Source organism: Desulfomonilia bacterium (assembly GCA_036567785.1).
GTDB lineage: Bacteria > Desulfobacterota > Desulfomonilia > UBA1062 > UBA1062 > DATCTV01.
Map to the genome: position 1 here is coordinate 31,297 of DATCTV010000006.1, position 25,254 is coordinate 56,550.

General features: G+C 50.5%; 21 protein-coding genes. 13 read left to right on the forward strand and 8 right to left on the reverse strand.

Going from position 1 to position 25,254, the window contains the following annotated elements:
* Positions 1–17: 17 nt before the first annotated feature.
* A complete protein-coding gene (gene pgeF / locus VIS94_02485; GenBank protein HEY9159938.1) occupies positions 18–716 on the reverse strand; it encodes a peptidoglycan editing factor PgeF in 699 nt (232 codons plus the stop codon).
* Between the two features lie 10 nt (positions 717–726).
* On the opposite strand from pgeF, the gene VIS94_02490 reads away from it, so the two are divergent.
* Positions 727–1,200 (forward strand): flavin reductase family protein, encoded by a 474-nt coding sequence (locus tag VIS94_02490; protein ID HEY9159939.1) that lies wholly within the window; start codon positions 727–729, stop codon positions 1,198–1,200.
* A 51-nt stretch (positions 1,201–1,251) separates the two neighbouring features.
* Here VIS94_02490 and VIS94_02495 read toward each other — a convergent pair whose 3' ends face one another.
* Positions 1,252–3,078 carry an acyl-CoA dehydrogenase gene (locus VIS94_02495; GenBank protein ID HEY9159940.1) on the reverse strand — a complete coding sequence of 609 codons (1,827 nt, stop codon included), beginning with the start codon at positions 3,076–3,078 and terminating at the stop codon, positions 1,252–1,254.
* A gap of 184 nt (positions 3,079–3,262) precedes the next feature.
* On the opposite strand from VIS94_02495, the gene VIS94_02500 reads away from it, so the two are divergent.
* Positions 3,263–4,099, forward strand: a complete 837-nt coding sequence (locus VIS94_02500; protein ID HEY9159941.1) for a lysophospholipase — start codon at positions 3,263–3,265, stop codon at positions 4,097–4,099.
* Between the two features lie 48 nt (positions 4,100–4,147).
* Here the strand turns inward: VIS94_02500 and VIS94_02505 are convergent, their stop codons facing one another.
* Positions 4,148–6,466, reverse strand: a complete 2,319-nt coding sequence (locus tag VIS94_02505) for a GH92 family glycosyl hydrolase (protein ID HEY9159942.1) — start codon at positions 6,464–6,466, stop codon at positions 4,148–4,150.
* Between the two features lie 114 nt (positions 6,467–6,580).
* Entirely contained in the window at positions 6,581–7,873 is a 1,293-nt protein-coding gene (locus VIS94_02510) for an L-serine ammonia-lyase, iron-sulfur-dependent, subunit alpha (GenBank protein HEY9159943.1), read from the reverse strand.
* Between the two features lie 94 nt (positions 7,874–7,967).
* Here VIS94_02510 and aspT point away from each other — a divergent pair, with 94 nt between their 5' ends.
* Entirely contained in the window at positions 7,968–9,656 is a 1,689-nt protein-coding gene (aspT, locus tag VIS94_02515; GenBank protein ID HEY9159944.1) for an aspartate-alanine antiporter, read from the forward strand.
* Between the two features lie 32 nt (positions 9,657–9,688).
* Here the strand turns inward: aspT and pdxT are convergent, their stop codons facing one another.
* The 3 genes from pdxT to coaE form a co-directional block, all read right to left on the reverse strand.
* The gene (gene pdxT, locus VIS94_02520) at positions 9,689–10,234 is read right to left on the reverse strand and encodes a pyridoxal 5'-phosphate synthase glutaminase subunit PdxT (protein ID HEY9159945.1); all 546 of its coding nucleotides are present in this window, start codon (positions 10,232–10,234) and stop codon (positions 9,689–9,691) included.
* Positions 10,234–11,118, reverse strand: a complete 885-nt coding sequence (gene pdxS, locus VIS94_02525; protein ID HEY9159946.1) for a pyridoxal 5'-phosphate synthase lyase subunit PdxS — start codon at positions 11,116–11,118, stop codon at positions 10,234–10,236. The genes pdxT and pdxS overlap by 1 nt, the downstream gene beginning before the upstream one ends.
* 68 nt (positions 11,119–11,186) lie before the next feature.
* A complete protein-coding gene (gene coaE, locus VIS94_02530; GenBank protein HEY9159947.1) occupies positions 11,187–11,828 on the reverse strand; it encodes a dephospho-CoA kinase in 642 nt (213 codons plus the stop codon).
* Between the two features lie 266 nt (positions 11,829–12,094).
* On the opposite strand from coaE, the gene VIS94_02535 reads away from it, so the two are divergent.
* From VIS94_02535 to argC, 8 genes are all read left to right on the forward strand, one after another.
* Complete coding sequence (locus VIS94_02535; protein ID HEY9159948.1) at positions 12,095–12,805, forward strand: FadR/GntR family transcriptional regulator; 711 nt, start codon at positions 12,095–12,097, stop codon at positions 12,803–12,805.
* A gap of 27 nt (positions 12,806–12,832) precedes the next feature.
* Positions 12,833–13,618, forward strand: coding sequence for an MBL fold metallo-hydrolase (locus tag VIS94_02540; protein ID HEY9159949.1), 786 nt, complete (start codon positions 12,833–12,835; stop codon positions 13,616–13,618).
* A complete protein-coding gene (locus tag VIS94_02545) occupies positions 13,608–16,184 on the forward strand; it encodes a hypothetical protein (GenBank protein HEY9159950.1) in 2,577 nt (858 codons plus the stop codon). The genes VIS94_02540 and VIS94_02545 overlap by 11 nt, the downstream gene beginning before the upstream one ends.
* 17 nt (positions 16,185–16,201) lie before the next feature.
* Entirely contained in the window at positions 16,202–17,407 is a 1,206-nt protein-coding gene (locus VIS94_02550) for an enolase C-terminal domain-like protein (protein ID HEY9159951.1), read from the forward strand.
* A gap of 77 nt (positions 17,408–17,484) precedes the next feature.
* Entirely contained in the window at positions 17,485–18,747 is a 1,263-nt protein-coding gene (locus VIS94_02555) for an MFS transporter (protein HEY9159952.1), read from the forward strand.
* Between the two features lie 11 nt (positions 18,748–18,758).
* A complete protein-coding gene (locus tag VIS94_02560) occupies positions 18,759–19,463 on the forward strand; it encodes an RraA family protein (GenBank protein HEY9159953.1) in 705 nt (234 codons plus the stop codon).
* A gap of 16 nt (positions 19,464–19,479) precedes the next feature.
* Positions 19,480–20,454: an NAD(P)-dependent oxidoreductase gene (locus VIS94_02565; protein ID HEY9159954.1), complete on the forward strand. Its 975-nt coding sequence runs from the start codon at positions 19,480–19,482 to the stop codon at positions 20,452–20,454.
* Positions 20,451–21,401: an N-acetyl-gamma-glutamyl-phosphate reductase gene (argC, locus tag VIS94_02570; protein HEY9159955.1), complete on the forward strand. Its 951-nt coding sequence runs from the start codon at positions 20,451–20,453 to the stop codon at positions 21,399–21,401. Before VIS94_02565 ends, argC begins: the two co-directional genes overlap by 4 nt.
* A 5-nt stretch (positions 21,402–21,406) precedes the next feature.
* Here argC and VIS94_02575 read toward each other — a convergent pair whose 3' ends face one another.
* Complete coding sequence (locus VIS94_02575; GenBank protein ID HEY9159956.1) at positions 21,407–22,312, reverse strand: alpha/beta fold hydrolase; 906 nt, start codon at positions 22,310–22,312, stop codon at positions 21,407–21,409.
* 227 nt (positions 22,313–22,539) lie between these two features.
* On the opposite strand from VIS94_02575, the gene VIS94_02580 reads away from it, so the two are divergent.
* A complete protein-coding gene (locus tag VIS94_02580) occupies positions 22,540–23,811 on the forward strand; it encodes an Ig-like domain-containing protein (GenBank protein HEY9159957.1) in 1,272 nt (423 codons plus the stop codon).
* 88 nt (positions 23,812–23,899) lie between these two features.
* On the forward strand, positions 23,900–25,231 hold the full coding sequence (melA, locus tag VIS94_02585; GenBank protein ID HEY9159958.1) for an alpha-galactosidase: 1,332 nt from the start codon (positions 23,900–23,902) through the stop codon (positions 25,229–25,231).
* Positions 25,232–25,254: the final 23 nt, after the last annotated feature.

Consider the following 25,254-nt stretch of genomic DNA (forward strand, 5'->3'; position numbering starts at 1 on the left):
CCCGGGCTTCTTTTCTTCTATAAGACCTTGAATCCAGGCAACAGCTTCAACCCTGTGTTTTCCCCGATTATTGACAATTGCCTTTCATCGGTTCCTGACTGCCGTCGATATGAAAAAAAGAGCTCTGGATTGCAGCAGGTGCATATTTTGAGGACAGCTATTTTATACCCTTCGATGCCGCCAGACTGTGCTTGAGCCTTTGCTGTTTCCCAGAGGTCGGCATATATGATGCCGTTTTCATTCCTTTGAAATTTTGAAGGTAAAAGGGTTGCCACGTCATTACCAACCCTGAAACAGCATGGACCGACAGCCGGTCCTATCGCCGCACTTAAATTGTGAGCCCCCATTTCCTTCATCTTTGATATGCATTTTCCGATAATGCCTTTTGCAAGGCCTTTCCAGCCCGCATGCACTGCGGCAAAGATACCCTCTTCAGATGTGAAAAGAACCGGCACGCAGTCGGCAGTCCTTATTACAAGTGCGTCTTCGGGATTGTTCGAAATTATCCCGTCGGCCTCAGGTATCCCGGAGGAGATTATTTCCGATGTACTTACAATTGCGTCTCCATGAACCTGATTAAGCGTAAATACCCTGTTTGAGCCGAGGCCTATGGCAAGCTTGTTCTTTACTGATTCAGCAGAACCGTCAATGCCGCCAGTATAGTCTTTAGTGCAAAATATCCCGTTCATGTTGTAGGATATATTAGAATAGTTCATTGGAGGCTATATGAATAATGAATGGCAGAAGGTTTTGGACAGGTTCTCCTATGGCATATACATCGTATCAGTCAAAAATGGTCCTTATGACAACGCCATGATAGCATCGTGGGTGACTCAATGTTCGCATGAACCCCCTCAAGTATGTGTTGCAATCAGACGAAACCGGCTCTCCCACAGCCAGATATTAAATGCTGGCGCCTTTTCAATAGGAATTCTGCCACAGGGTGAAACCACACTTATAAAAAGATTTAAGATACCCGACTGGCAGCACAAGTTCGAGGGACTGGAAACCAGACATACCATATTAGGAAACCTGATGCCCCAATCTGTTATAGGATATCTTGACCTTGAACTAGTCAATACGATTGAAACAGGAGACCATACCCTTTTTATAGGGAAAGCCGTCTCAGGCGAGTTTCTTCATGACATTGAGCCCATGACCGTAAAAGATTATGATGGATGCTACAGAGGGAATGCATAAAAAAGGGGGCTTTGTAAGCCCCCTTTCTGTTCTCTTGTGTGGTGAATTTACTTATACAGCGAACTGTGCTTCGGTGATCCTGTGTGCACTCTCTTCTATCTTGCTCATGAGCTGGCACTTTGCGGGAACAAGCGCGGTTGTTCTCTGAATGTAGAACCTGGCGCCTTCAATTTTGCCCGTGTAATAGTCCTTATCCACTGCGCTTGATGTCGCTGCAAGGCCTTTCTTGGCCGCAGCAGCCATCTTGCAGTGCAGGCTGCCTACCAGAACTTCGGAAAGGGCTGTAAGGAAATCACATGCATTTATAAGCGGGTTGTAAGGATTGGTCTTCAGCATGCCGCGGAACCCCATTGCAAGCCCTGCAACCGCGTTCATCGCGTCTTCCACGATCTTGGCTTCGTCGGCCAGATCCTCATAAGCTTTGGCTTCAGCAATGAAGGACTGTATTTCGCCGAGCAGAGTCATGAAGTATGCACCTTTTTTCATACCAAGCTTTCTGCCGAGAAGGTCAAGGGCCTGGATTCCGTTGGTGCCTTCGTAAATCTGGTTGATCTTCTGGTCGCGCATCATCTGCTCAACTGGATATTCACGGCAGAAGCCATATCCGCCGTATGTCTGCACTGCGGTGCTGCAGATTTCCATACCGAGATCCGTTGAATATGCCTTGACCATCGGTGTGAGCATCTCTATCAGGCCTGTCCATTTCGTCTTGTCATCTTCTGTTTCTGCGATAAAGCTTCTGTCCATGCAATAGTAGCAGAAATATGCGAGAGCCCTGATGCCTTCAACGCCGGATTTCATCTTGAGAAGCATTCTGCGTACATCGGGGTGCTTTATGATTTCACGTGCAGGAGCGTTAGGATCGAGAACCATTTCTACAGGCTCTTTGCCCTGAATTCTTTCTTTCGCATATGAAAGCGCATGAAGGAATGCTGCGCCAGCCAGAGATACACCCATCATACCAACGCCCTGGCGTTCTTCATTCATCATGTGGAACATGATCGGCATGCCCTGGCGCTCTTCGCCCATCAGGTAACCGATACACTTTCCGTTTTCGCCGAAGTTGAGCGTACAGGTTGCATTGCCGTGAATGCCCATCTTGCTTTCGATATTTCCGCAGGCGACGTCATTAAATTCGCCAATAGTCCCTGTTGCATCATATCTGTATTTTGGAACAATAAATATCGAGATGCCCTTCGTTCCTTCGGGGTCTCCCTCGATTCTGGCAAGGACCGGATGGATGATGTTCGGTGTAAGGTCATGGTCGCCTGCAGAGATGAAGCATTTCGTTCCGGTTATTGAGAATGTGCCGTCCGGATTTCTCTTGGCTGTCGTACGGAGAAGACCGACATCGGAACCTGCTCCAGGCTCGGTAAGGCACATGGTGCCTGCCCATTCGCCTGAATACATCTTCTGAAGGGTTATATCACGCAGCTCATGCTGGAAGAAGTCTTCAACAAGTCTTGCCGCACCGTGGGTAAGACCGGGATACATAAGGAACGCCTGGTTGGTCGAAAGGAACATGTTGGCGCATGCAGCTGAAACGACTGCAGGAAGCTGCTGTCCGCCGAGATCATAACTTTCAGATGTCGTCATCCATCCGCCTTCACAATAAAGCTTGTAAAGCTTGTGGTATGCCTCTGGTGCATAAACCTTGCCATCCTTGAAAGTTGCTTCAACCGGCTTCCTTTGAACTTCGTCAGGATATGTCGGCGCTATGTCGTTAACAGCCAGTTTTGCTGCTGCATCGAGCGTCATATTGACCGTGTCGGCATCGTGGTCCGCATAGCGGCCCTTGCCGAGCAGAGTCTCACCAATGTTGAAAACTTCATGCAGAAGAAATCTAATATCCCTTTCATCAATCCATTTACTTGCCATAATATCCTCCTAAGGTTTACTTTTGTTTGCTTATGAATGAGCATTCATTCTATAACCTCATGTACAGATTGTGTCAATAAATAAGTCATATAGACTCCCGCCTATTATTATATCATCTTGTAGATTGTACTAAGATTTCCATTGTGCCATAATTCTCTTACAAATAATCTGTGGAGGTTCTCCTATGCAGGAAAAAGAGGGTATGTTCAAATCAAATGACGGAACCGATATCGTCTGGATGGCATGGCTGCCTGAAGGAAAACCAAAAGCTGTCATCAATATAATCCATGGATACGACGAACACATCAGAAGGTATGCGAATGTAGTTAATGAACTGGTCCCTGACGGATATGCCGTTTTCGGAGTTGACCACAGGGGACATGGAAAATCAGGTGGCAGAAGGTGCCATGTGGACAGCTTCAACGAATACATAATCGACGAACTGAAATTCATGAGAGACATAATCAAAAAGGAATATCCGGATACCCCTCTTTTTATTTTAGGCCACTCAATGGGCAGCATTATAGCCATGAACCTTGTCGAGAATCATCCGGAAGGGATAAAAGGTGTCGTGCTTTCGGGATCAGGTTCATACCACGGCCCGAAAACAAAGAAATCGGATATTCTTCTGTCTAAAATAGGATCAAAGCTGTTCCCGAAAGTTCATATCAAATTCCCGCTGGCACCGGATTTCATAACTCATGACCCCGGAATTCTTGATGCATATATCAACGATAAGCTCAGATGCGGTAAAATCACACCAAGACTTGCCGAGCAGCTGATGACGTTTCTTATCGAAGGCGCCCGTAACGCAGGCATGATCAAAATGCCGCTGATGCTTCAATACGGAACGCTTGACATCTCATTCTCAAAACAGAAGGAACTGTTCGACAGTGTCGGCTCCACAGACAAGACATACAAGAGCTATGAAGGATTCAAACACGAGGTCTACAACGAAATGCCCGAGATGAGGGCAGTTGCTTTAAAGGACCTTCATGACTGGCTTAACGCCAGAATATGAAAGGATATCTGATACGATATCCTTTCATATTCAGACAAAGCAGGTTCTTTAGAACCCTCCGCCTTCTTTCGGCGACGGCCCCAATGTGAAAACGAGAAATCCACCGTCTTTTATGTCGGCATGCCTTAAGGACGGTTTCGTCAGTCTGATGCCGTTGAGCGTCGCCTTCTGCACATACATATTTGCAAGCGACTGATTCTCGGCGACAACAGTCAGGGTTCTGCCGCCGCCCATATTGATTTCAGCCCTGTCAACTATGGGCGCCCCGATCCAGTACCGGTCGGTTCCCGCGACAGGATAAAGACCGATTGCCGAAAAGATATACCAGGCGCTCAAAGTGCCTCCGTCATCATTGCCGTCCAGTCCGTTTACATCCGTGCTGTGGCGTTCGGTAAGCGCCCATCTAACCCATTTCTGGGTCAGTTCAGGTTTCCCTGCCTCGTTGAAAAGATAAGGCGCATGGATGTCGTGCTGATTTCCCTGCCAGTAGCCGGGCCCGGGATCGATGGCGGCACGTGTTCTGCTGGCATCTGACATGAAATTGTCAAGTTCGGTGATGAAATAATCCTTACTCTTGAAAAGTCCGATGAACCCGGCAGGATCATGCGGAGCGGTCCATCGCCAGTGTCTGGGCCCGCCTTCGCAATATGCCCTTGCAATTTCCTCAGGAAGTATGTCGTCATAATAGCTTGTTATATTCGGATAAAAAGGCTCAAGCCAGGAACCATTCGAATACCTTGGCTGAAAATACTGAGTCTCGGGATTGAAAATATTTCTGTAGGTCATCGATTTTTCCCTGAATAAAGCCGCATCTTCGGGTTTTCCAAGCGCCTCGGCAAGCAGTGCGATGCTCCCGTCTGCCCATGCATATTCCAGTGTACGGCTGACCGACTCCTTTATTTTGTCATCAGGGCAATACCCGTAAGCTATGCATTCAAGATTGCCGTCCCTTACATCGGCATCTGACGGACCTTTTTCAAGCGATGTCAGCTTCATGTATTCATATGCTTCGGCAGCTTCGAAATCAGTTATACCTTTGAGATAGCTTTCAGCCATGATCATGTCGGCCGGAGTGCCGAACATGGATCCGGTATATCCGCTGCCGGAAGGCCATCTGGGAAGCGTTCCTCCCATGCGGGCCATACGGATAAGGCTCTTCAGGCAGTCCCTCTGAATTTCCGGGGCGATCATTACAAGAAGCGGATGCTCGGTCCTGAATGTATCCCATAACGACATGTCGGTACGGTAAGTATAATCATCAGCAACACCTACCTGATTCTTGAAACCAAGGTATCGCCTGTTAACATCGGTAAAATCTGTTGGCATTATCATCACATGATACAGTGCGGTGTAGAATATGGTTCTAATCTCAGGATCAGCAGTTTCCATATTTATCCTGGAAAGCCATGCCTCCCATGTCTGACGTGCGGCGTTTCTTACCCCTTCGAAATCAAGAGACCCCGCTTCAGCATCAAGATTTTCTCTTGCGTTCTCAAGGCTTACAAAGCTCATGCCGATTTTGATTTCAACGGGGTTGTTTTTTATGTTGCCGAAATTGATGTCAGCGCCAGCATCGTCTCCTGAGGATTCAAGCTTTCCTCCAACATTCTCACCGTCGCTCCATGTGGCAAATGTTGCAAAAGGTCTGTTGAAACGGGCCACGAAATATCCCTTGAGGCCGCCGTATCGACTCGAAAATGCTGTCAGAACCCGGCCTTCACCTTCAATTTCCCTGGTATCAGGAAGAATTTTCACCCTGCCTTCGGTCGCATGGCCGCCTGCAAGGAAACTGGTCGCATCTATCAGTATGTGTGCATCCCTGCCAGAGCCGAATGTATAACGGTGGACGCCGACATGTTTGGTGGCTGTCAGTTCGGCAAGACAGTTTATTACAGGCAGGTTCACTGCATAATAGCCGGCAGTTGCAACCTCCTGCTTATGTGAGAAGTAAAGCGGCTTCTTCAGCCTGTCTGCAGGGTCAAAGTTACCGACAGAAGGCCTCACCCTGAAATGGCCAAGGTCAATTGCGCCCGTGCCGGAAAGCCTTGTATGGCTGAACCCCCACAGATAATTGTGGCCGTAATAATAACCGGCTGTCCCGCACTTTATAATATTGTTGCCCCCGGGGAAGGTCGTATCCGGGCTAAGTCTGACCATTCCGAAAGGTGTTGTTGCGCCCGGAAAGAGCATGGCGCTTGCCCAGGGTATGCCGCCTGTGCCGATGAATGGATCAACCCACCTGCCCAGTTCTCCAGGCTTTGTATCAGGCATGGGCTCGCACCGAGAAAGGCCGAGCATGAATAAGGCAGAAAAAATCATTACCGCTATTAATGTCAGGCGGAAAAAAGTGTTCCCTGATGTTCTCATTTTACAGCTCCTCATACGTAAACGGAATAAAAGAAAAACCTTAATTAAAATTATTGACTAAGACCTCCCGTGTCAAGGTCATTAATCCATCTTATCGTGTTCAAAAAGAAATAATCAGGCCATGCCGCTCCTGACGGATTTGTCCTGCAGGATATGAACAACCGTCGGGTCGACAAGCCCCATACCCTCGAAGGAAACCCTGCACAGGTTTTTTATCGACTCTTCAGGTGAACCTCCCAGCACGCCGTCGGTCTCCGACAGACCGTAACCTGCCAGCGCCATAAAGGCTGAGCGCACGGCTGTTTCTGCACCGCTCATGATCTTCATCGAGCATCCGGGTTTGGCCCCATCACAGATTATGCCGCACAGGTCGCCGATTACATTATCGATTGCATAACCTATCTTCTTCATGTCAATGCCGGCATTCTGATATACGAGGGCAATGGCGGCGGAGATGCTTGCCGCTATCGCGCAGCCGCAAATGACGGAGAGTTCTCCCATGAAGCATTTGACATAGGAGTTGACCGCATGGGATATCGCAATGCTCTCCACTATGCGATCAATCTCGATATCCTGATGCCTGCCCACTATATATGGGACAAGGATCGTGAGCGAACCCTGATTGCCGCTGCCGCCGCTTGTCATGACCGGTTCGGGCATGCCGCCCATTCTTGCATCTACCGCCGAAGCGACAGCCAGTTTGACCCTGTAGGAAAGGTCGTTGGCCATTATCCCTTCCTTCATCATATGTTTGAGCTGGTATGCGGTTCTCTTCATGTCGATTCCCTTCAAGGATACGGCTATGTTCATGTCTATTCCACGCTGAATGTAGGCCCGGTCATCCGCATCCATCACGATGACATTTTTCAGGACATCTTCAAGCTTCATCTCCCGCATGACATCCTTGTATCCCTTTTCGCGGGAACCTGCATGAGGGTGCTTTTCTATTATCGATTTCCCGTCTTTTTCGAGTTTAACGATGTTTGTATGCCCTTCAGCAACTACACATCGGACAACTGAGACACCGTCTGCAGCCTCGACCTCGACATGAAATTCCTTTTCGTCTTCCTTGCAGCAATATTGAAGCTTTCCTGAAGCTATAAGCTCTTTTGCAATATTTAAAACTTCAGGGGAAACATCCTTTAATATTTCAAGACGCAGTGAAGATTTTGCAATAGCGGCTCCGAGCGCCGCCGCAATCGCATTCCCTTTTGCGCCGCCGCTGTTGGGTACCGTTACGGCCGCCCCGTTCTTGTATGTGCCGGGATCCACGTAAAGCGTTATTTTTTCAACAGGTCCGCCCAGCAGTTCGACTGCGGCAGCGGCGGTATATGCACATGAAATGGGTTCGGTGCAGCCTATTGCCGGAAAAACTTCATTTTCAAATATATTTTTCAAAAGATTCATGTACGCCTCCGGTAAAATTTAGTATTAATAACAAGTTAGTTGATAGTAGCATGCGGCGTAATACCGCATCAAGGATGAAATCCGGGAGGTAATGATGATCGAAGATTTTGTAAAGATTGCACAACAGAATCCTGAAATACTTGTCTTCCTTTCCCTTGCTGCAGGGTATGCCATAGGCAAAATCAAGGTAAAAGGATTCGGGCTCGGCTCGACGGCTTCCGTTCTGATTGCTGCGATGGTATTCGGCCAGATCAGCATCGAGGTCCCGGGAATACTTAAAAGCATAAGTTTCGCGTTGTTTGCCTTCTGCATCGGCTATCAGGTCGGCCCACAGTTTTTCGGGGCGCTTAGAAAAGAAGGTTTGAATTATTTATGGATATCTCTCGTCGTTGCATTTGCAGGTCTTATAACTGCCGTAATACTGGGTAAGATACTGCACTTTGACCCGGGCACCACGGCAGGTCTTTTTGCAGGATCGATGACCCAGTCTGCGGCAATAGGAACCGCGCAGGGTGCGGTGGAGCACCTCAAAATCAGTGAGGCGGACAAGGCGTTGCTGAACGGCAACATCGCAATCGCATATGCAATCACATACATATTCGGCACAGTCGGCGTAATATTCCTATTTAAGATTCTGCCAAATCTCATGAGAATAAATATAAAAGATGAAGCGGAGAAACTTGAGAAAACAATGGGCGGCCTGTCGGATACATCTAAAAATCCTGAGTTGTTTTCATGGTCAAAGCAGGTGGAAATAAGGGCATATAAGGCATCAAACGCCATGGCTGTAGGTAAAACCGTGAGCGACGTAGAGAAGCTGTTCTTTCCTGCAAGGATTGCCATCAACAGGATCAAACGAGGTGACAGCATCCTGGAAGCAAGGCAGGACATGATTGTCAATTCAGGCGATATTCTTGTTGCTACAGGTAAACATACCGGCCTGGTAAATGCACAGGATTACATAGGTCATGAAATAGATGTATCGACTGTTGTAGAGCTTATAGGGGAATCCCTTGAGGTATGTGTCCTTAATCCCGAGATCGCGGGCAAAACCCTTGAAGAGCTTGCCCGTTACAAGGATGGCGCGCATGGTGTTTTCCTGAGAAAGATAACAAGGCAAGGCTCCGAACTGCCCATACTAAGCGGCACAGTCATAAACAAATGCGATATAATTCAGCTTGTAGGCGAGAAAAGCGACGTAGACCGCGTTGCAAAGGTAATCGGATATGCCGAAAAGCCTACATCCGCTACAGACCTGATCATGGTCGGCATGGGGTGTGCGATAGGCACTCTTATCGGCCTCCTGGTGCTTCCCGTTGCAGGCATACCCATAACTCTGGGCTCGGCCGGCGGTATCCTTTTCGCAGGACTTGTCTTCGGTTGGCTGCGCTCAAAGAGACCGACCTTCGGCCGGATACCCGAGGGCGGACAATGGCTGTTGAATGACCTGGGGCTTAATCTGTTCATCGCCTGCATCGGACTTGCTTCCGGCAGGCAGGCCCTTCATGCGCTTCAAGCTTCCGGACTGTCCGTATTCCTGGCCGGAGCCGTACTGGCGATTATCCCTATTATTATAGGCCTTATATTCGGAAGATATCTCCTTAAAATGAATCCCGTGCTGCTGCTTGGCGCCCTTACCGGTGCGCGGGTTATTCCTGCCGCGCTCAATACACTTCAGGATGATGCAGAAAGCAATACCCCGGTGATCGGTTTTGCAGCGCCCTTTGCATTTGCAAATGTATTCCTTACCGTCATGGGAAGTGTGATTATAAACATTATGTGAGTTTGTTTACCCGGCTGACGCGCCGCCGGCTTTTACTTCTCCCTGTTGACCATGGAAAGGAAATAATCGATAAAAACAGGATTGTCAGTTAGTTCGGGGTGAAATGTCGAAAGAAGGATATTGCCTGATCGAACTGAAACGATGTGGCCGTCAAGCTCGCTCAGAATCTCGCAGGAATCGTTTACCCTGGTTATCCTCGGCGCACGGATGAAAACCATGGGAATTTGTTTTTCAAGAAATGAACCGTTTTTAACAAAACTGTCGAGCTGGGCACCATAGGCATTTCTTTCAATATTTACATCAATGCATTCAAGGATACCGCCCTTTGACAGCAGGATGACGCCGGCACACGTCCCCCATACCGGCAGGCCCGTTTTGATAAGCTTTTTCAAAGGCTCAACGAGCCCGGCAAGTCGGATCAGCTTTGTAAGCGTCGTGCTTTCACCGCCGGGCAGAATCAGCCCCTTGATGCCTTCAAGGTGCTCGGGATAACGGATATATTTATAGGGGATGCCACGCTCGGCCAATTTGTTTGCATGTTCGACGACATCCCCCTGAAGGGCAAGAATCCCGATCATTACCAGCCTCTTGTTGCCAGCCTCTCTTCTTTCGGAATCGCAGCAATCTCGAGGCCTTTCATTGCAGCCCCCAGATTTTCGCTGACCCGTGCAATCAGTTTCGGGTCATCATAATGCGCGGTCGCTTCCACTATCGCCTTGGCCATGACAGAGGGGTTTGATGATTTGAATATACCGGAGCCTACGAACACCCCGTCAGCGCCGAGTACCATCATCAGCGCCGCATCGGCCGGCGTCGCAATCCCGCCTGCGGCAAAATTCACGACCGGCAGCCTGCCGTCGGCCTTTATGCCCTTTACCAGACAGACCGGTGCGCCAATTTCCTTGGCATACGCATAGATTTCATCATCCGGCATATTTATGACACGCCTGACCTGCTGCATGACCGTCCTCATATGGCGGACCGCTTCAACTATATTTCCTGTACCGGCCTCACCCTTTGTGCGTATCATGGCCGCACCCTCGCCTATGCGCCTTAACGCCTCGCCAAGATCACGGCAGCCGCATACGAACGGAATCCTGAATGCATGTTTGTCGATATGATTGGTCTCGTCCGCAGGAGTCAGGACTTCGCTTTCATCAATATAGTCAATCTCAAGCGCCTCAAGGATCTGTGCCTCGACGATATGTCCAATCCTTGCCTTTGCCATCACGGGAATGGTCACGGCCTGCTTGATCGCCTTGATAATAGTCGGGTCGCTCATCCTGGCAACACCGCCCTGCGCGCGTATGTCGGCCGGAACGCGCTCGAGAGCCATGACGGCTACCGCTCCCGCATCTTCTGCAATCTTAGCCTGTTCAGGCGTAGTAACATCCATTATGACCCCGCCTTTGAGCATCTGGGCAAGGCCCCTGTTCACCAGAACCTGTTCATTTCTATCCATAATCCACCTCTCGTTTAATGCCGTCCCAATGGTTTAAACATTGGGTTCTATTAATAGTTATTTTAAGTCTAGTCAACCTCGGCACACCGGTTTTTCAACATGTCAAAAACTTTTATTGCCTGAGCATATGTCTCATTCACACCCAGACTGTTGTCTATGATGATCGTGGCATATTTTTTCTTTTCATCGACCGGCATCTGAGAACGGATCTTCGCCATTGCTGCGGCCCTGTCTATATTATCCCTAACCATAAGCCTTTCAAGCTGGATATCTTCCGGGGCATAGACGAGTATGACATCGCTCATGCCCCGGTACATGCCTGATTCAATCAATAGAGGAACATCCAGAATGATGACCGCGCCGGGATTCTTTTCAGCATCACTAACCTGCCTGGCCATTTCAGAGAATACTTCTGGATGGACAATACTGTTTAGCACCTGCTTTTTATCCGGGTCATTAAAGATGATGTCACCCAGTGCCTTCCTGTCGATTTCACCGTTTTCCTGAAGGATGCATTCACCGAAATATTCGATTATCTTCAGGCAGGCCGGCTTTCCCTTAAGGACCGCATCAAAGGCTATTTTATCCGCATCAATTATAACCGCCCCGAGTCCGGCAAGCATCTTTGACACAGTCGATTTCCCCGTAGCGATGCTTCCGGTGAGTCCGACAGGTGAAGGTTTCCATTCTTTCTCTTTTTGTCCGGCCATACATGTCCCTTTTCAGTTACAACATTATCTTTTCCAGGCTTATTTCACCATCGTTAAAACCAGTCAGAAATATATAAAAATATCGCTGCAACATCAACCTCATCATATCAGTTAGATTATGTCTATTATACGCCACACATATATCTTTCTTCGAATCAGTCCCCTCAATGAATCGGGCGGTTGAAATATCAGTCCATGTTTTATCTTGACTTGAACCTCTTTACGCTATAATGTCTGACATTATGACCTTTTAATGGAAGGTGTTTATGGAACCGCTTGTCAAAATGAACCTCTCGGAATCGCTTGCAAAGATAATCATAGAACAGATCAAGGACGGGCTTCTGGCACCAGGCTCCAGGTTGCCTACGGAAAAGGAACTCATGACGAGATACAGCGTTGGCCGCTCTTCGGTAAGGGAGGCGTTCCAGTCGTTGGCCATAATGGGAGTGCTGGAGACACATCCCGGTCAGGGCACCTTTGTAAGGGATGTCTCCAGGAATATAGTAGTAACCCCTCATATCTTCTCACCTCTGGTCGGCTTCGAGACAAGTACAGATTTTCTGGAGGCCAGGCTCCTGATTGAGCCTGCCATAGCAGGACTTGCGGCAAAGAGACATTCTCAGGAAGAGTATGATGAGCTATCCTCACTGCTCGACAAATGCGAGAAAAACATCGCCGCAAACAAATCCGTGACAAAGCTGAACGGTGAGTTCCATGTGCGCATCGCCCATGCATCCCACAACATAGTCTTCGTGCGTTTCATAGAAGCCATAATCAGGATGCTTATTGCCCTCGGCGAGTCGCTAGAAAACGACCCGGAATATCTCAAATGGGAGCTCGCCTCTCACAGAGACGTGCTTTCGGCAATCCGTTCACGCAAGGCCAGAAATGCCAGGCTTGTCATGGAAAAACATATAAGACAGGTATCCAAATTCCATTCCCGGCTCGATCCTGCCGAAGGCAGGACCAGAATATAGCTGTATGGAACAAAAGGGTTCAGCAGTATGGAAATAACACTTTCAGGGCATATGACGGTATTGATAGATATTGGAGGCGTGCACTTCCTTACCGATCCCTGGTTCGGGCCCTGCAATCTCTTTGAAAGGATTCTTGCGCCTCGTCTGATGCCTCCATTCATGGGACTGGATAACATTCCTCCGATCGACGCCATGATCGTATCACATAACCACATCGACCACTTCGATTCGACGGCCATAGATCTTGCCCGACGAACCGGATGTACGGTCATAGGCTCAACGAAAGCTGTACGGCGCGCTATAAAAAATGGCATAGACAATACCATAGCTTTGAAGCACGGAGATGAAATCAACTTCAAAGGCGTGTCCATACATGCCGTGTATGCCGCTCACCCTCTGGCATCCGATGCCATAGGTTTTGCCGTCAGGAAAAGCGGTACGATATACTTCAGTGGCGATACGAGGTTTTCGCAGGAAATCATTGACCACCTGAGTGGCTTTCACGTCGACATCGCCCTCGTACAGGCTGCCTGCGCACGCTATCCATTCGCAGGAAAGGATGGAATGGACCTGACCGACCTTATGCTCTTTGCAGAAAAGGTGAGACCTTCGTGGACCATCCCACTGCACCTGGACTGCATCGGAAAGTGGCTTGATCCGGGCCGCGGCATAAGGATCATGAAGGAAAATAAAGAAGAGGTCTCAGAGGCACTGAGAGACTGGACCGGGGTAATGGAATCGAAATCCCTGGGTGCGAAAATCCTCGAACCAGGAAAGCCATGGCAGCCAGTAAAGGATTCAAATGTCAGATAACATACTCATGAATGCGCTCTCGTCGCACGCCATGCCATCCTTTATTGCCAGATCGATACTCAGGGTGTTCGCTTCGGTACACGCGGCAGCATCAAGCAGAAAAATCGATCGCGGCAGCACAGAAGACATCCGGCCTGAAATTCCGGTCTATATCATGGAGGGTTATCACGGGGGCATGCTTTACTGGGACTGGCTCATATTAAGAAAAGGCGGACTGTGGAGAAGCCTTATCTGGCCCGCCGTAGGCGTCCCTCTGCTCGCAAGGGCGGAAAAGGGGATACCGGTGACGCTCGAACTGGACGCACCCACTTTCAGACACATGGCCCGGAATCAGAAAAAGGCGTTTTCGCGCCTTAAAAGCCTGGCCGCTTCCGGCATGATAGACATCGTCAATGGGACATTCTCTCAGCCGCTCCTTTCAACGATAAGCGGAGAATCGGCTATCAGACAGTTCGAACAAGGGTTGAAAGCGATTTCACAGACAACAGGTTTCAAGGTTTTATCATATGCCTGCCAGGAACCGTGCTTCTGCTCGCAGCTTCCGCAGATACTCAAAGGCTTCTCGATCCCCTATGCGCTCATAAGGACGCACTGGGCACCGTTCGGCAAAGAAAAGGGTATCGATTCTCCAGTCATCTCATGGAATGGCCCGGATGGCTCCAGCGTTACGGCAGTCCCCAGATACGGCTGGATGGACTACGCCAACAGGGGTGATATGTATCCGGGCTCCATGCGCGGCAATCTTTCCGGAGCGCATTGCAGCCAGTGGAACAGAAAATGGATCGAAGCATCAGCTCGTGCTGCATCGAGGACACGGACAGTCCCCCTGCTCATATCTGCCATGGAAGACCTTTCACCGCACGAATCGCCTATCCCTGCAACCCAGGGCCTTTCTCGCATGAATGGAATACGCTTTATTACGCTCGGGTCGTTCATAAAGGAAAACTTGACAGCATCAATGGAAAATCTCCCGGCCGTACGCCTCACTTCGGACGATTTCAGGATGTCTCTGCCCTGGGGGCTTGAGGCGGATGCATTGATGATCGCCCGAGACAGCGCTGAATCCACACTTCTTACGGCCGAAAGGGCCGATGCGTTCTTCAGCCTCATTAAAGGAGCAGGCAGGGAAAGGGATATAAACGAGCTGTGGGAAAAGCTGCTCACGGCGCAGCATCATGACTTCCATCTGTGCGGGCCGTGGCTCAGCCTTGCCCACGGAAAGCCCATATCAGCATATGCACGGGATCTGTGCAGAGAGGTGGAGTTTTCAGCCGAAGGGCTTGCTGAAGAGGCTTTGATCGGCCTGGTGAAACCCTCCGATACAGACAACGCCGGAAGTCGGAGCCTCGTCCTGTTCAACCCCCATGCACGAGAAACGAAAAACGTCTTTCTCATACCCGGAGCATGGGAGGTGAACGATAACGGAACAAATATCCCTGCACAGATCGAAACAGACGGGACATATATATACCGTGAAATACCTGCTCTGGGCATTGAAGTGCTCGGCCTTCGAAAAGCGGCTGCAAAAAGTGTCGCCGGACATGAAGGAAACTGTCTGAGCTTCGAGAACGAATTCTACAGGGCCTCGATCTCAAAAGGCTTCCTTAGCATATCGGCCGGGGATTGCGGCCTGCTCTCATCAGGCTGCTATTTCAGCGTAGGTATGGGCGGCCATGTTCTCGACTCGAAAAAAACAACTGGCATCCCGGGTCTTACTGCATGCGGCGACATATTAAGCAGATGGGAAACCTCCGGAACGATAGCGGACATGCCGTTCACCCAGACCTTCATGCTCTACAGAAAGCTCCCGAGAATAGATGTCGAGGTCAGTTTCCAATTCGATGATGGCATGTCATTCGGACCGGGGCCGTCTGACGGCCGGGGCTTTTATGCAATGAACGCGCTCAAGCTATGCGCATGCTTCCCCATGACAGAGGGCATGGTCATACGCTCTTCCCCGTTCATCTCGGAAAAAACAGATTTGGAAATCTTCATAGGCAACAACTGGGCCGGGATCGAACGCGAAGGCTCGGGGCTCGCAGTCATCTGCCCGGGTGCCAGGGGCTTCTATTATGAGAAAAATACCGGCGTCTTGAAGCTCGTACTTGCATGGTCGCCCGCATCATGGATGTACGCAAGCGATGATTCGTTCACACCGAACGGCTCGAAATATGTGAGGCTTAACGGCAATTACACCTTCCGCTATTCTCTCCTGCCCTACAGGGAAAGAATCGAAGCTGTAAGATGCGCCGAAGAAATAAGGCTCCCCGAATATTCTTTTATCACCGGCGGGACCGCATCAACGGAAGCAAGGCTGAAATCCGGCCTGTTCAGCGTTGAGCCGGACGAGGTCGTCCTGACAGCCCTTCTCACGAGACACGGCAGGCTGTTCGGCAGGCTGTTCAATCCCGCAGGACATGCAATCGAAGCCTCTCTGATCTCGGATATGCCGCTTGAAATCACCGTCTGCGATATGGATTTTTCATCGGAAAAACCCGTCCCGGACGGCAGGATTAACATGCGGCCATACGGGATACAGACCATCGGCATATGCGACGGTTCATAAATATCCGGAGGTAAAGAATGAAAATAACCGATCTGATCGTTACACCCGTTGGAATCCCTCTTGAAATGACGCTCCTCCATGCATGGGGCAGACACCCGGGCTTCGGCCGCGTCATCATACAGGTCATTACTGACGAGGGAATAACCGGCCTGGGCGAGACCACGCTCACCCCCTCAGGCAGGCAGATGGAGGAGGTCCTCAAGGCGAGCAAGGCCCACATTCTGGGTGAAGACCCGTTCAGCCTTGAAAGGATAAGGGCCAGGCTCAACAATGCGCTATACGTACGCATGTTCGGACCGAACCTGGCTAACGCTTTTTCCGCCATTGAATTTGCCTGCCTTGACATACAGGGTCAGGCCATAGGAAGGCCTGTATGCGACCTTCTCGGGGGAAGGATGCGCGATCACGTCCCTCTTTCGGCATATGTTTTCTACCAGACGCCCACGGATGATGACATCCCGTGGGAGGAGGCCGATGCCCGCATTGTCGAACATTGTGCAGATCTCTGTGAGAACAAGGGCTGCAAATCGATCAAGTTCAAGGGAGGAGTTTTCAGGCCGGATCTCGAGGTTGAAACCGTCAGACATCTGAACGAGCGGCTGCCCGGTATACCCGTAAGGCTCGACCCAAACAGTTCATGGGCCCTCACTACGGCTGTAAAGGTTGCGAAGAGCTGCCAGAATCTTAATATGGAATATCTGGAAGACCCTGTCTGGGGAATAGCGGCAATGGCCAAACTCAAGCGTATGGCGCCTTTCATGCCTCTGGCTTCGAACATGGCCTGTTTCGGATGGGAAGATATAGGCCCGGCGGCCATGATGGACGCCGTCGATGTGATCCTCGCCGATCCCCACTGGTACGGAGGTCTGCATGCGGTGAAGGCGCTCTCGAGACTCTGCGAATCATTCGGCCTCGACCTTGGAATGCATTCAGGGACGGAGTTCGGCGTTTCCATGGCCGCCATCCTGCAGCTGGGTGCTGCCCTACCCAGCATCCACCATGCACCGGATGCACATTACCATTATCTCGCCGACGACATCATCAAGGGAGGCCCCATCCCCTACGAGAACGGCGGCATGAAAGTCCCGGCCGGGCCGGGGCTCGGCGTCACGCTGGATCACGACAAGCTGAAGCAGTACAATGAAATCTATGAGATGTTCATGTCAGGAGGCTTCAAGGACCGGATAAAGCCCGAACCGCTTTATTTGAAGTCCAGATGGTAACCACGCTACGGGATAAGATGTTAAAATTTCGATCATAACATGCGCACTATAAGCAATATTTTTCAAGGGGAGGAAAGATGAAGATAGTTGATAAATTCCAGGTGTTTTTCATAAACGCCTACTGGTTCGGAATGTCCTTCATGTGGAACAGCCTGAACGCAATCGTCATCCCCGTGATTATGCTCGGACTCGTATCCGAATCTGTAAAAAATACATGGCTCGGTCTTATCAAGGTGCTGGGACTTATAATCGCAATCATCGTACAGCCTGTCGCAGGCGCCGTCAGTGACGGATGGGTCTCAAAATGGGGCAGAAGACGGCCGATGATTCTCATCGGCACCATCGGGGATGTGGTTTTCCTTGCCGTGATCGGCTGGGCTGCCGGAATATGGGGTGTGTTCATAGGCTTCATGCTCCTCCAGGTTTTCTCCAATATTGCACAGGGGCCGCTTCAGGGCCTGCTGCCCGATGTGGTGCCGGCCGATAAGATAGGCATTGCCAGCGGTATTAAAATCTTTTCCGAGATGACAGGCCTTGTCATCGGCATGCTCGCGCTGGGAATGCTCATACCCAAAGGTTCTACTCATCCGACAAGTGCCATGCTTGCAATCATCATAGTCCTTGCTGTCTGCGCCGCTGTTACCCTCATGTTCTCCAGGGAAAAACCCACGCTCGATAAGCCCAAAAAGCCGATAAGGATACTCAAGATACTGCGCAACACCCTCATAGTCTGGGACGTAAAGACTCCAAAGGGATACTGGTGGCTTCTCGTCTCGCGGTTTTTCTTCGTCTTCGGCATAACTGCAGTGCAGACGTTCGCGATGTATTTCATCAAGGATAAGGTGGGCGCCGAAGATCCGGTCAAGGCGACAACCGATCTGATGGCCGCCCTGGGTGTGTTTCTTATGGTCTTTGCCGTCATATCGGGATGGCTCGGCGGAAAGGTGGGCTACATAAAGATGCTCGTAATTGCGGGCATCCTGGGCATTGCCGGTTCGTTGCTGCTCATGATCGCACACACGCCTCTTCAGCTGCTTATCTTCGGAAGCATGTTCGGGACAAGTACCGGCATATTCCTCGCATCCAACTGGTCGCTGGCGAACAACATGGCGCAGGGCGAGGATGCGGGAAAGCTCATGGGGCTCTCCAATCTGGCCACCGCAGGTGCGCCGCTGCTGGCACAGTTCATTGGCGGGCCAATCGATATAATCAACAGCATGTGGCCCGGCGGATGGCACGGCTATACGATGATGTTCCTTCTGACCGCCCTGTTCATCCTGTTGAGCACTTTGATTCTGGCAAAGGTCCCTGAATACAGGGCCTCTGCTGAAAAATCATAAAGGAGTGTTTTATGCCAAAAACATACGAATATGATGAAATATTGAGTTTCTGCGAACGCATTGAAAAGACCTATACACCTGCAATCGCCGATTCGCTCGATGAGATGGGCTTCATGAACCAGAGCATGAACGTTGGATTCGCACCCATCCTGCCTAAGGCATCAGTTGCCGGTCCAGCGTTCACCATGGAAGAGGCAAAAACCAGAAAAAGCAAGAGGCTAATGGACTATGACCCGGAGTTTGTTGCAGAAATGCTCGAATCGGTATTCGGCTCCATGAAGAAGGGCCAGATCGTGGTCATCAATACGAACGGGTTCTATGGCGCGGGCGGGTTCGGCGAACTGATGGCTCATACATGCAAGTTCTTCGGCGGAGTGAAGGGCGCAGTAGTAGACGGGCCTATACGGGACATAAACCGAGTGCTAGAAATTGATTTTCCCGTCTGGGCGAAAGGCAGCATCCCGACAGACTCCATAGGTAGAGTCGACCTTGTCGGCATAGGCTCGCCGATATTTTGCGGCGGTATAAAGGTCAACCCGTCGGACATAATATTCGCTGACAGGGACGGGATCGTGGTCATACCTGTGGCCGATGTTGATCTGGCCGAGGTCGTCGAAATGGCCGAAGACAGGTTTGTGGCGGAAAGGCGGTCAAGGCAGGAGCTTCGCGAGGGCAAGTCCCTGCTCGAGGTATACCGGAAATACGGCAAACTGTAGACAGAAGGGGAATGCGATGAATATCCTTATAACCGGAAGTTCGGGCTATCTTGGCAGGAACACGGTCCGACACGCAATAAAGGAAGGGCATGAGGTCACCGGCTTCGACCTGAAACCTTCGGGCTTTGACGATTCCGCCTTCAATGAGATCATTTCGGACATAACCGATGAAGAGGCTGTCACGAAGGCTGTTGCAGGCCATGACGCCGTCATCCACTCGGCAGCGGCGCTGGCCCAGTTCGTAAGGGACGAGGACAGGCTGCACAGGATAAACGTTTGGGGGACTCTCAATGTGCTCTCCGCTGCACTTAAACATAATGTCAGGAAAGTCGTCTTCATATCGTCGGTCGAAGTCTATGGAGTCGATGTCCCGAATCCGTGCCCCGAGGATGCGCCCATGAGGCCTCTTTGCCAGTACGGCCGGGACAAGCTCGATTGCGAAATCCTGTGCAAGAAATATATGGACATGGGCCTTAACATAACGATATTCAGGCCGCCAACCATCAACGGAGCCGGACAGAACGAGCCCTTCCTTGTGGACCAGATGCGTTCCATATCGAAGGGCGGACTTGCCATACTGCCAGGAGGCGGAAAAACGAGGCTCCAGATGGTCAATATAGATGACGTATCGAGCGCATGCATGATGGCGATCAGGAACCCCGATTTCAGTAACAGGACTCTCAATCTGGGAAGCGAAAACGTGCCCACTCTTGAAGAAATGACGACAGCCCTTTTCAGGCATGCCGGAAAAAGGCCCCGGGAACTCAATATACCCGCAGGCCTTGCAAGGTTCGCAGTCAGGCTTCTTTCGGTCCTCGGAATATCGCCGCTCGAACCTCAGCATCTCGAGATCGCCCTTAAGGACTATGTATTTGACATAAAGAGGGCAAAAGCCCTAGGATGGAAACCCTTGAAGGACGACATACAGTCCGCAAAAGACGCTTATGACTGGCTGATAAAACAGGAGCAAATAAAAAGGAATTTTGAATGAAGGTATTCGTTGACGGACAGGAGGGCACGACAGGGCTTAAGATAAACGAAAGGCTTGCAGGCAGGCCTGATCTCGATGTGATAAAGGTCGATCTGAAAAGGCGCAAGGACCTGAACTACAGGAAGGCAAAAATAAATGAAGCGGATGTGGTATTCCTCTGCCTGCCGGATTCGGCTGCGATAGAAGCGATAGCGCTCCTTGAAAACACGACAACGAAGATCATCGACGCCTCGACCGCCCACAGGACCAGTGACAACTGGGCATACGGCCTGCCCGAGTTGAGCCCTTCGCATAGGGAGGCCATAAGACAATCCCGCTTCGTAAGCGTGCCGGGCTGCCATGCAACCGGCTTCACACTGGGACTGTATCCGCTCATCGCTTCCGGCGTCATGGGCAGGGACTATCCCGTCACATGCTTTTCCCTGACAGGTTACAGCGGCGGCGGCAAAAAACTCATTGAACAGTATGAAACCGCAAGGGCTGGTGATCCAAGAATGCTGGGATGCAGGCCTTATGCGCTGGGCCTCGCACACAAGCACCTTCCCGAAATGACCAAGGCCACCGGACTTGCAAAGCCACCCGTGTTCAATCCGGTGCTGGGGCCCTTTTCGCAGGGCATGATCGTAACCATCCCAATCGTATTGAGCCAGCTTGAAAAGAAACTCTCCGCGAAAGATCTGCATGACGTCATCTCGAAACACTACTCGGGAGAGAAGTTCGTCAAGGTTGCCGCATTCGGAGACGACAGCGCTCTCGATGACGGATGCCTCGACCCTCAGACAAATAACGGCACGAACAGGGCGGACATATTCGTCTTCGGCCACAATACTCAGGCTTGCATCATGTGCCGCCTCGACAACCTCGGTAAAGGTGCATCAGGGGCTGCCGTGCAGTGCATGAACATTATGACGGGCAGCGATGAAGGTTCAGGTCTTACAATTTATTAACCGAATCAATGTGCTTCTAACCATTCGATAACTTCCTGCCAGTAAGTCAGAAACGCCGGATCATCCAGTATCGAATGCTTTGCGCCTTGGGCTATGATAATCTTCTTGTCTCCGCCCGCATCGAGCCTTGCGAAATAGTCCTTCACCGCACCCACCTCGACCGATGTATCGTCTGTCCCGGCCAGAATGATAACGGGCTTTTTTGTCGCCGATGGGCCCTGTTTCAGCGCCATCTTAGCTGATTTGTTAAGCTCAAGGAGATAGCGGGGCGAGGCCTTGGAAAATCTGAGCGGGTCCCTCGCATCATATTCCTGATGAAGCGGGTCAACAATTCCGTCTGCCGGATTTCCCGTTATATCTATTACAGGCCTTCCAGGCGCGAAGAGCAGATTGAATATATTAGGTATGGCCTTCATGAGCATCTCGGAAAATTTTCCCGATTTGAACTTGACGGCAGGCGAAAAGAGTATGAAACCGGATACCGGCAGGTCGGGATAAAGCACCGAGATGCCTGACGCGAGCTGGCCTCCCATGGATTCGCCTAGCAGGAATACCGGCAGACCGGGACTCGCTTCCCGCCTTATGAACTCGATGAGATCGGCCGCATCCCTGTACCAGTCCGTGAAGCGCAGTACATCGCCTCTTCTGCCTTCGGACCTTCCGTGGCCTTGATAATCGAAGACCGCAACGTTCGCGCCCAGAGGCACGAACCTGTCGGCCACAAGAGAGAAGTATTCCCCGTGCGCGAATGCGCCGTGAAGGCATACAACGATCTTATCCGGTTTCGTAGCCCTCCACAGCCGGTAGAACAGGTTGTACCCGTCCCTGTTTTTGAAATGTCCGTATTCACCGTCTCCGGCAGGGGCGTCCCTTCTCATTTTCATCAGCACCGGGTCATATGAGTAATCCATGGCAGCCTCCTTTTATCAGATCATATTTATATCAGACGTGCTGAATCTTGTATTTTAAAAAATTAAAGGTGATACCCGGCTCCCCGCAGCTCTGGTTTGATGGATATCTCATTGTTTATTACAAACGAGCGTCTCCGTATTAATGAGTTTTCTTTGGCCCCCTTTTTACGGTATGATTAACTTAAAGGGGATTTGACCCCTGGATAATAATTCATTCGGAGGTGTCTATGATAAGAGGGGCAGAACCGGTAAGATTTTTTCTGGCAGTAATTATTCTACTGGCTTTGGGGCTTTCCGGCTGCATCAAGGTAGTAAGCACCGATCCGGCAAAAAATTCCAGTGATGTTTCCAGGATTCAAGTCATTACAGTCGTTTTCAACTCCAGCCCGAAGGCATCAACCGTAAACGGCTCGACTTTCTTCGTCAAAGACGCCGGCGGAAACCCGGTAGAGGGTAACATAACATGCAGCGGAACGCAGGCAACCTTTATGCCGAAGCATATTCTCGCAACTCACACGACCTACAGCGTCACACTGACATCGGGCATCAAGGACGGGACAGGCCTGCCGATGCTGAGCCGCTACAGCTTTCAATTCACCACCAATGACACGTCGGAAAAGCAGGTCACAGATGCCTGGGGCGACCAGTTCGATGCCTCCATCTCGGGCAACCTCGTCGTCTATACAGACTTCAGCGGAGTCGATGCGGATATATGGTACGCCGACCTGACCACCGGCCTTTCTTATCCGGTCACTACCGCATCAGGTGACCAGCAGCTTTCAGGGGTATATGGCGGCAGGATTGCCTACAGCGACTGGAACACAATGGATGTGCTGGTCTATGATGTAGCATCACACACGACGCTGAATATAACAAACGCAGCCGTTTCGAACTCCTTTGACCCGGCCCTGGGCGGCAATCTAATTGCCTGGACCGATGACCGCGACGGAAATGCCGAGATATACGCCAGAGACCTTTCAACAAGCGAAGAACGTCGCATAACCAGTAACATCTTGACGGATCAGGCCGCAGCCGTGGGTGACGGCATCATAGTATGGGAACGCTGTGACGGATACGCATGTGACGTTTTCGCATATGAGTGGGCCACCGGGGTGACAACACAGCTTACTGCAACACCCTGGGCAAGTGAACGCTTCCCTGACGTTTCCGGCCGCACAGTAGTATTCCATCGGGAACAGGGAACGCCGATAGAGAAAAATATTGTGGCCTTCGACCTCGATACCCTTACCGAAAAAGTGCTGTCCCTCACAGGTGATCAGGAAAATGCACATATCAGTGGCGACTTCGTCGTCTTCAACGACTCGGCTACCGGGTTGAGCCACATCGGGCTCTGGCAGCTATCGACCGGGGGCGTCTTCGAGATAACAAGCGGTGGAGACAACTCCCAGTATCTGCCCGACATAGACGGCAACCGCATCACCTATACCGACAACCGTTCAAGCTCGGGCGAATTAAACATATACATGTGCACATTCTGACTGAAACATGAATAAGACTGCGGCGTCACTTTTCAAAAAGTGGCGCCTCATATAATTGTTTTACTGTCACAATTAAAAAGAGGAATTTATGAAAATTGCTTTTATCGGCGCCGGAAGCCTGGGATTCACAACCGAACTCGTGCGCGACATTCTGACGTTCGATCTGCTCAAGGATTCAACGCTCGCGCTGATGGATATCGATGACAAAAGGCTTGAGTTTGCACAGACCTCTGTAAAAGGAATAGTGTCGGCTGGTAAATATCCAGCAAAGGTGATCGCGACAAAGGACAGGAAAAAGGCGCTTAAAGACGCCGATGTCGTGCTGACCACAATCCTATCCGGAAGCACGGATGTCTGGAAATACGATATCGAGATCCCGAAAAAATACGGTGTGGACATTAATGTCGGGGATACCAGGGGGCCGAGCGGCATCTTCAGGTTCCTAAGGACATTGCCTCCAATGCTCGAAATCATCCGCGACATGGAAACATACTGCCCGGGAGCGGTACTCCTCAATTATACGAATCCAATGGCCATGCTGTGCGGTGCCCTTCAGCGAAGTACTCATATACCGGTCACCGGCCTGTGCCATTCCGTTCAGGGAACGGCCATTATGCTTGCATGCTGGATAGGAGCCAGGTCATTCGATGACATCACATACACCTGTGCAGGCATAAACCATCAGGCGTTTTACCTCAGGTTTGAAAATAACGGAAAAGACGCCTATCCGGATATATACAAGGCTGTAACAGAGAATCCCGATGTCTATAATGAAGAGATCGTAAGGAACGAGATGTATCTCCACCTCGGCTATTACCCGACCGAATCGAGCGGGCATAACTCGGAATACAATGCATGGTTCAGGAAACGGCCCGACCTGATAGAGAAGTACTGTCTGCCCGGCACGGGATGGAACCCCGGTGAATATGCATACATCCTTAAGGAGTATCAGGAGACCGAGGCCACATGGAAAGACAGGGTCAGAAAAGAACTTGAAAGACCTCTTGAGCCGCATGACCTGAACCGTGGTCTGGAATACGCCTCCTTCATCATCAATGCGTTGGCCGGAGGTGAGATATATTCATTTAACGGCAATGTGCCGAACACCGCACTTATTACAAACCTGCCTGATAACGCATGCGTGGAGGTCCCGGTCTATGTGGACAGGGCGGGTTTCCACCCGGTCCATGTCGGCGCTTTACCGCCGCAGCTTGCGCCCCTCGTCTATACGAACTCCATGATTGAGGAAATGGCTATAGAGGCTGCGCTTACGGGCAATGCCCGTCTTGTTATGCAGGCGATACTTAACGACCCGCTTACCGCGGCTGTCCTTTCAATGGCTGAGATAAGGGCAATGGTCAAAGAGATGTTCGAGCAGAACAGGGGTTACCTAGGATATTTCAAGAATATGGACATTTGAAAATTGTACGGATTCAGTACCCC

Bases quoted from the DNA above. Each gene is read 5' to 3' on its own strand.
- VIS94_02535 (HEY9159948.1), top strand. From the start codon at position 12,095: ATGGAACCGCTTGTCAAAATGAACCTCTCGGAATCGCTTGCAAAGATA.
- VIS94_02550 (HEY9159951.1), top strand. From the start codon at position 16,202: ATGAAAATAACCGATCTGATCGTTACACCCGTTGGAATCCCTCTTGAA.
- coaE (HEY9159947.1), bottom strand. From the start codon at position 11,828: ATGGCCGGACAAAAAGAGAAAGAATGGAAACCTTCACCTGTCGGACTC.
- VIS94_02495 (HEY9159940.1), bottom strand. From the start codon at position 3,078: ATGGCAAGTAAATGGATTGATGAAAGGGATATTAGATTTCTTCTGCAT.
- VIS94_02505 (HEY9159942.1), bottom strand. From the start codon at position 6,466: ATGAGAACATCAGGGAACACTTTTTTCCGCCTGACATTAATAGCGGTA.
- melA (HEY9159958.1), top strand. From the start codon at position 23,900: ATGAAAATTGCTTTTATCGGCGCCGGAAGCCTGGGATTCACAACCGAA.
- VIS94_02555 (HEY9159952.1), top strand. From the start codon at position 17,485: ATGAAGATAGTTGATAAATTCCAGGTGTTTTTCATAAACGCCTACTGG.
- VIS94_02510 (HEY9159943.1), bottom strand. From the start codon at position 7,873: ATGAATCTTTTGAAAAATATATTTGAAAATGAAGTTTTTCCGGCAATA.
- aspT (HEY9159944.1), top strand. From the start codon at position 7,968: ATGATCGAAGATTTTGTAAAGATTGCACAACAGAATCCTGAAATACTT.
- argC (HEY9159955.1), top strand. From the start codon at position 20,451: ATGAAGGTATTCGTTGACGGACAGGAGGGCACGACAGGGCTTAAGATA.
- VIS94_02500 (HEY9159941.1), top strand. From the start codon at position 3,263: ATGCAGGAAAAAGAGGGTATGTTCAAATCAAATGACGGAACCGATATC.
- VIS94_02580 (HEY9159957.1), top strand. From the start codon at position 22,540: ATGATAAGAGGGGCAGAACCGGTAAGATTTTTTCTGGCAGTAATTATT.
- VIS94_02560 (HEY9159953.1), top strand. From the start codon at position 18,759: ATGCCAAAAACATACGAATATGATGAAATATTGAGTTTCTGCGAACGC.
- VIS94_02540 (HEY9159949.1), top strand. From the start codon at position 12,833: ATGGAAATAACACTTTCAGGGCATATGACGGTATTGATAGATATTGGA.
- VIS94_02575 (HEY9159956.1), bottom strand. From the start codon at position 22,312: ATGGATTACTCATATGACCCGGTGCTGATGAAAATGAGAAGGGACGCC.
- pgeF (HEY9159938.1), bottom strand. From the start codon at position 716: ATGAACTATTCTAATATATCCTACAACATGAACGGGATATTTTGCACT.
- VIS94_02490 (HEY9159939.1), top strand. From the start codon at position 727: ATGAATAATGAATGGCAGAAGGTTTTGGACAGGTTCTCCTATGGCATA.
- VIS94_02545 (HEY9159950.1), top strand. From the start codon at position 13,608: ATGTCAGATAACATACTCATGAATGCGCTCTCGTCGCACGCCATGCCA.
- pdxS (HEY9159946.1), bottom strand. From the start codon at position 11,118: ATGGATAGAAATGAACAGGTTCTGGTGAACAGGGGCCTTGCCCAGATG.
- pdxT (HEY9159945.1), bottom strand. From the start codon at position 10,234: ATGATCGGGATTCTTGCCCTTCAGGGGGATGTCGTCGAACATGCAAAC.
- VIS94_02565 (HEY9159954.1), top strand. From the start codon at position 19,480: ATGAATATCCTTATAACCGGAAGTTCGGGCTATCTTGGCAGGAACACG.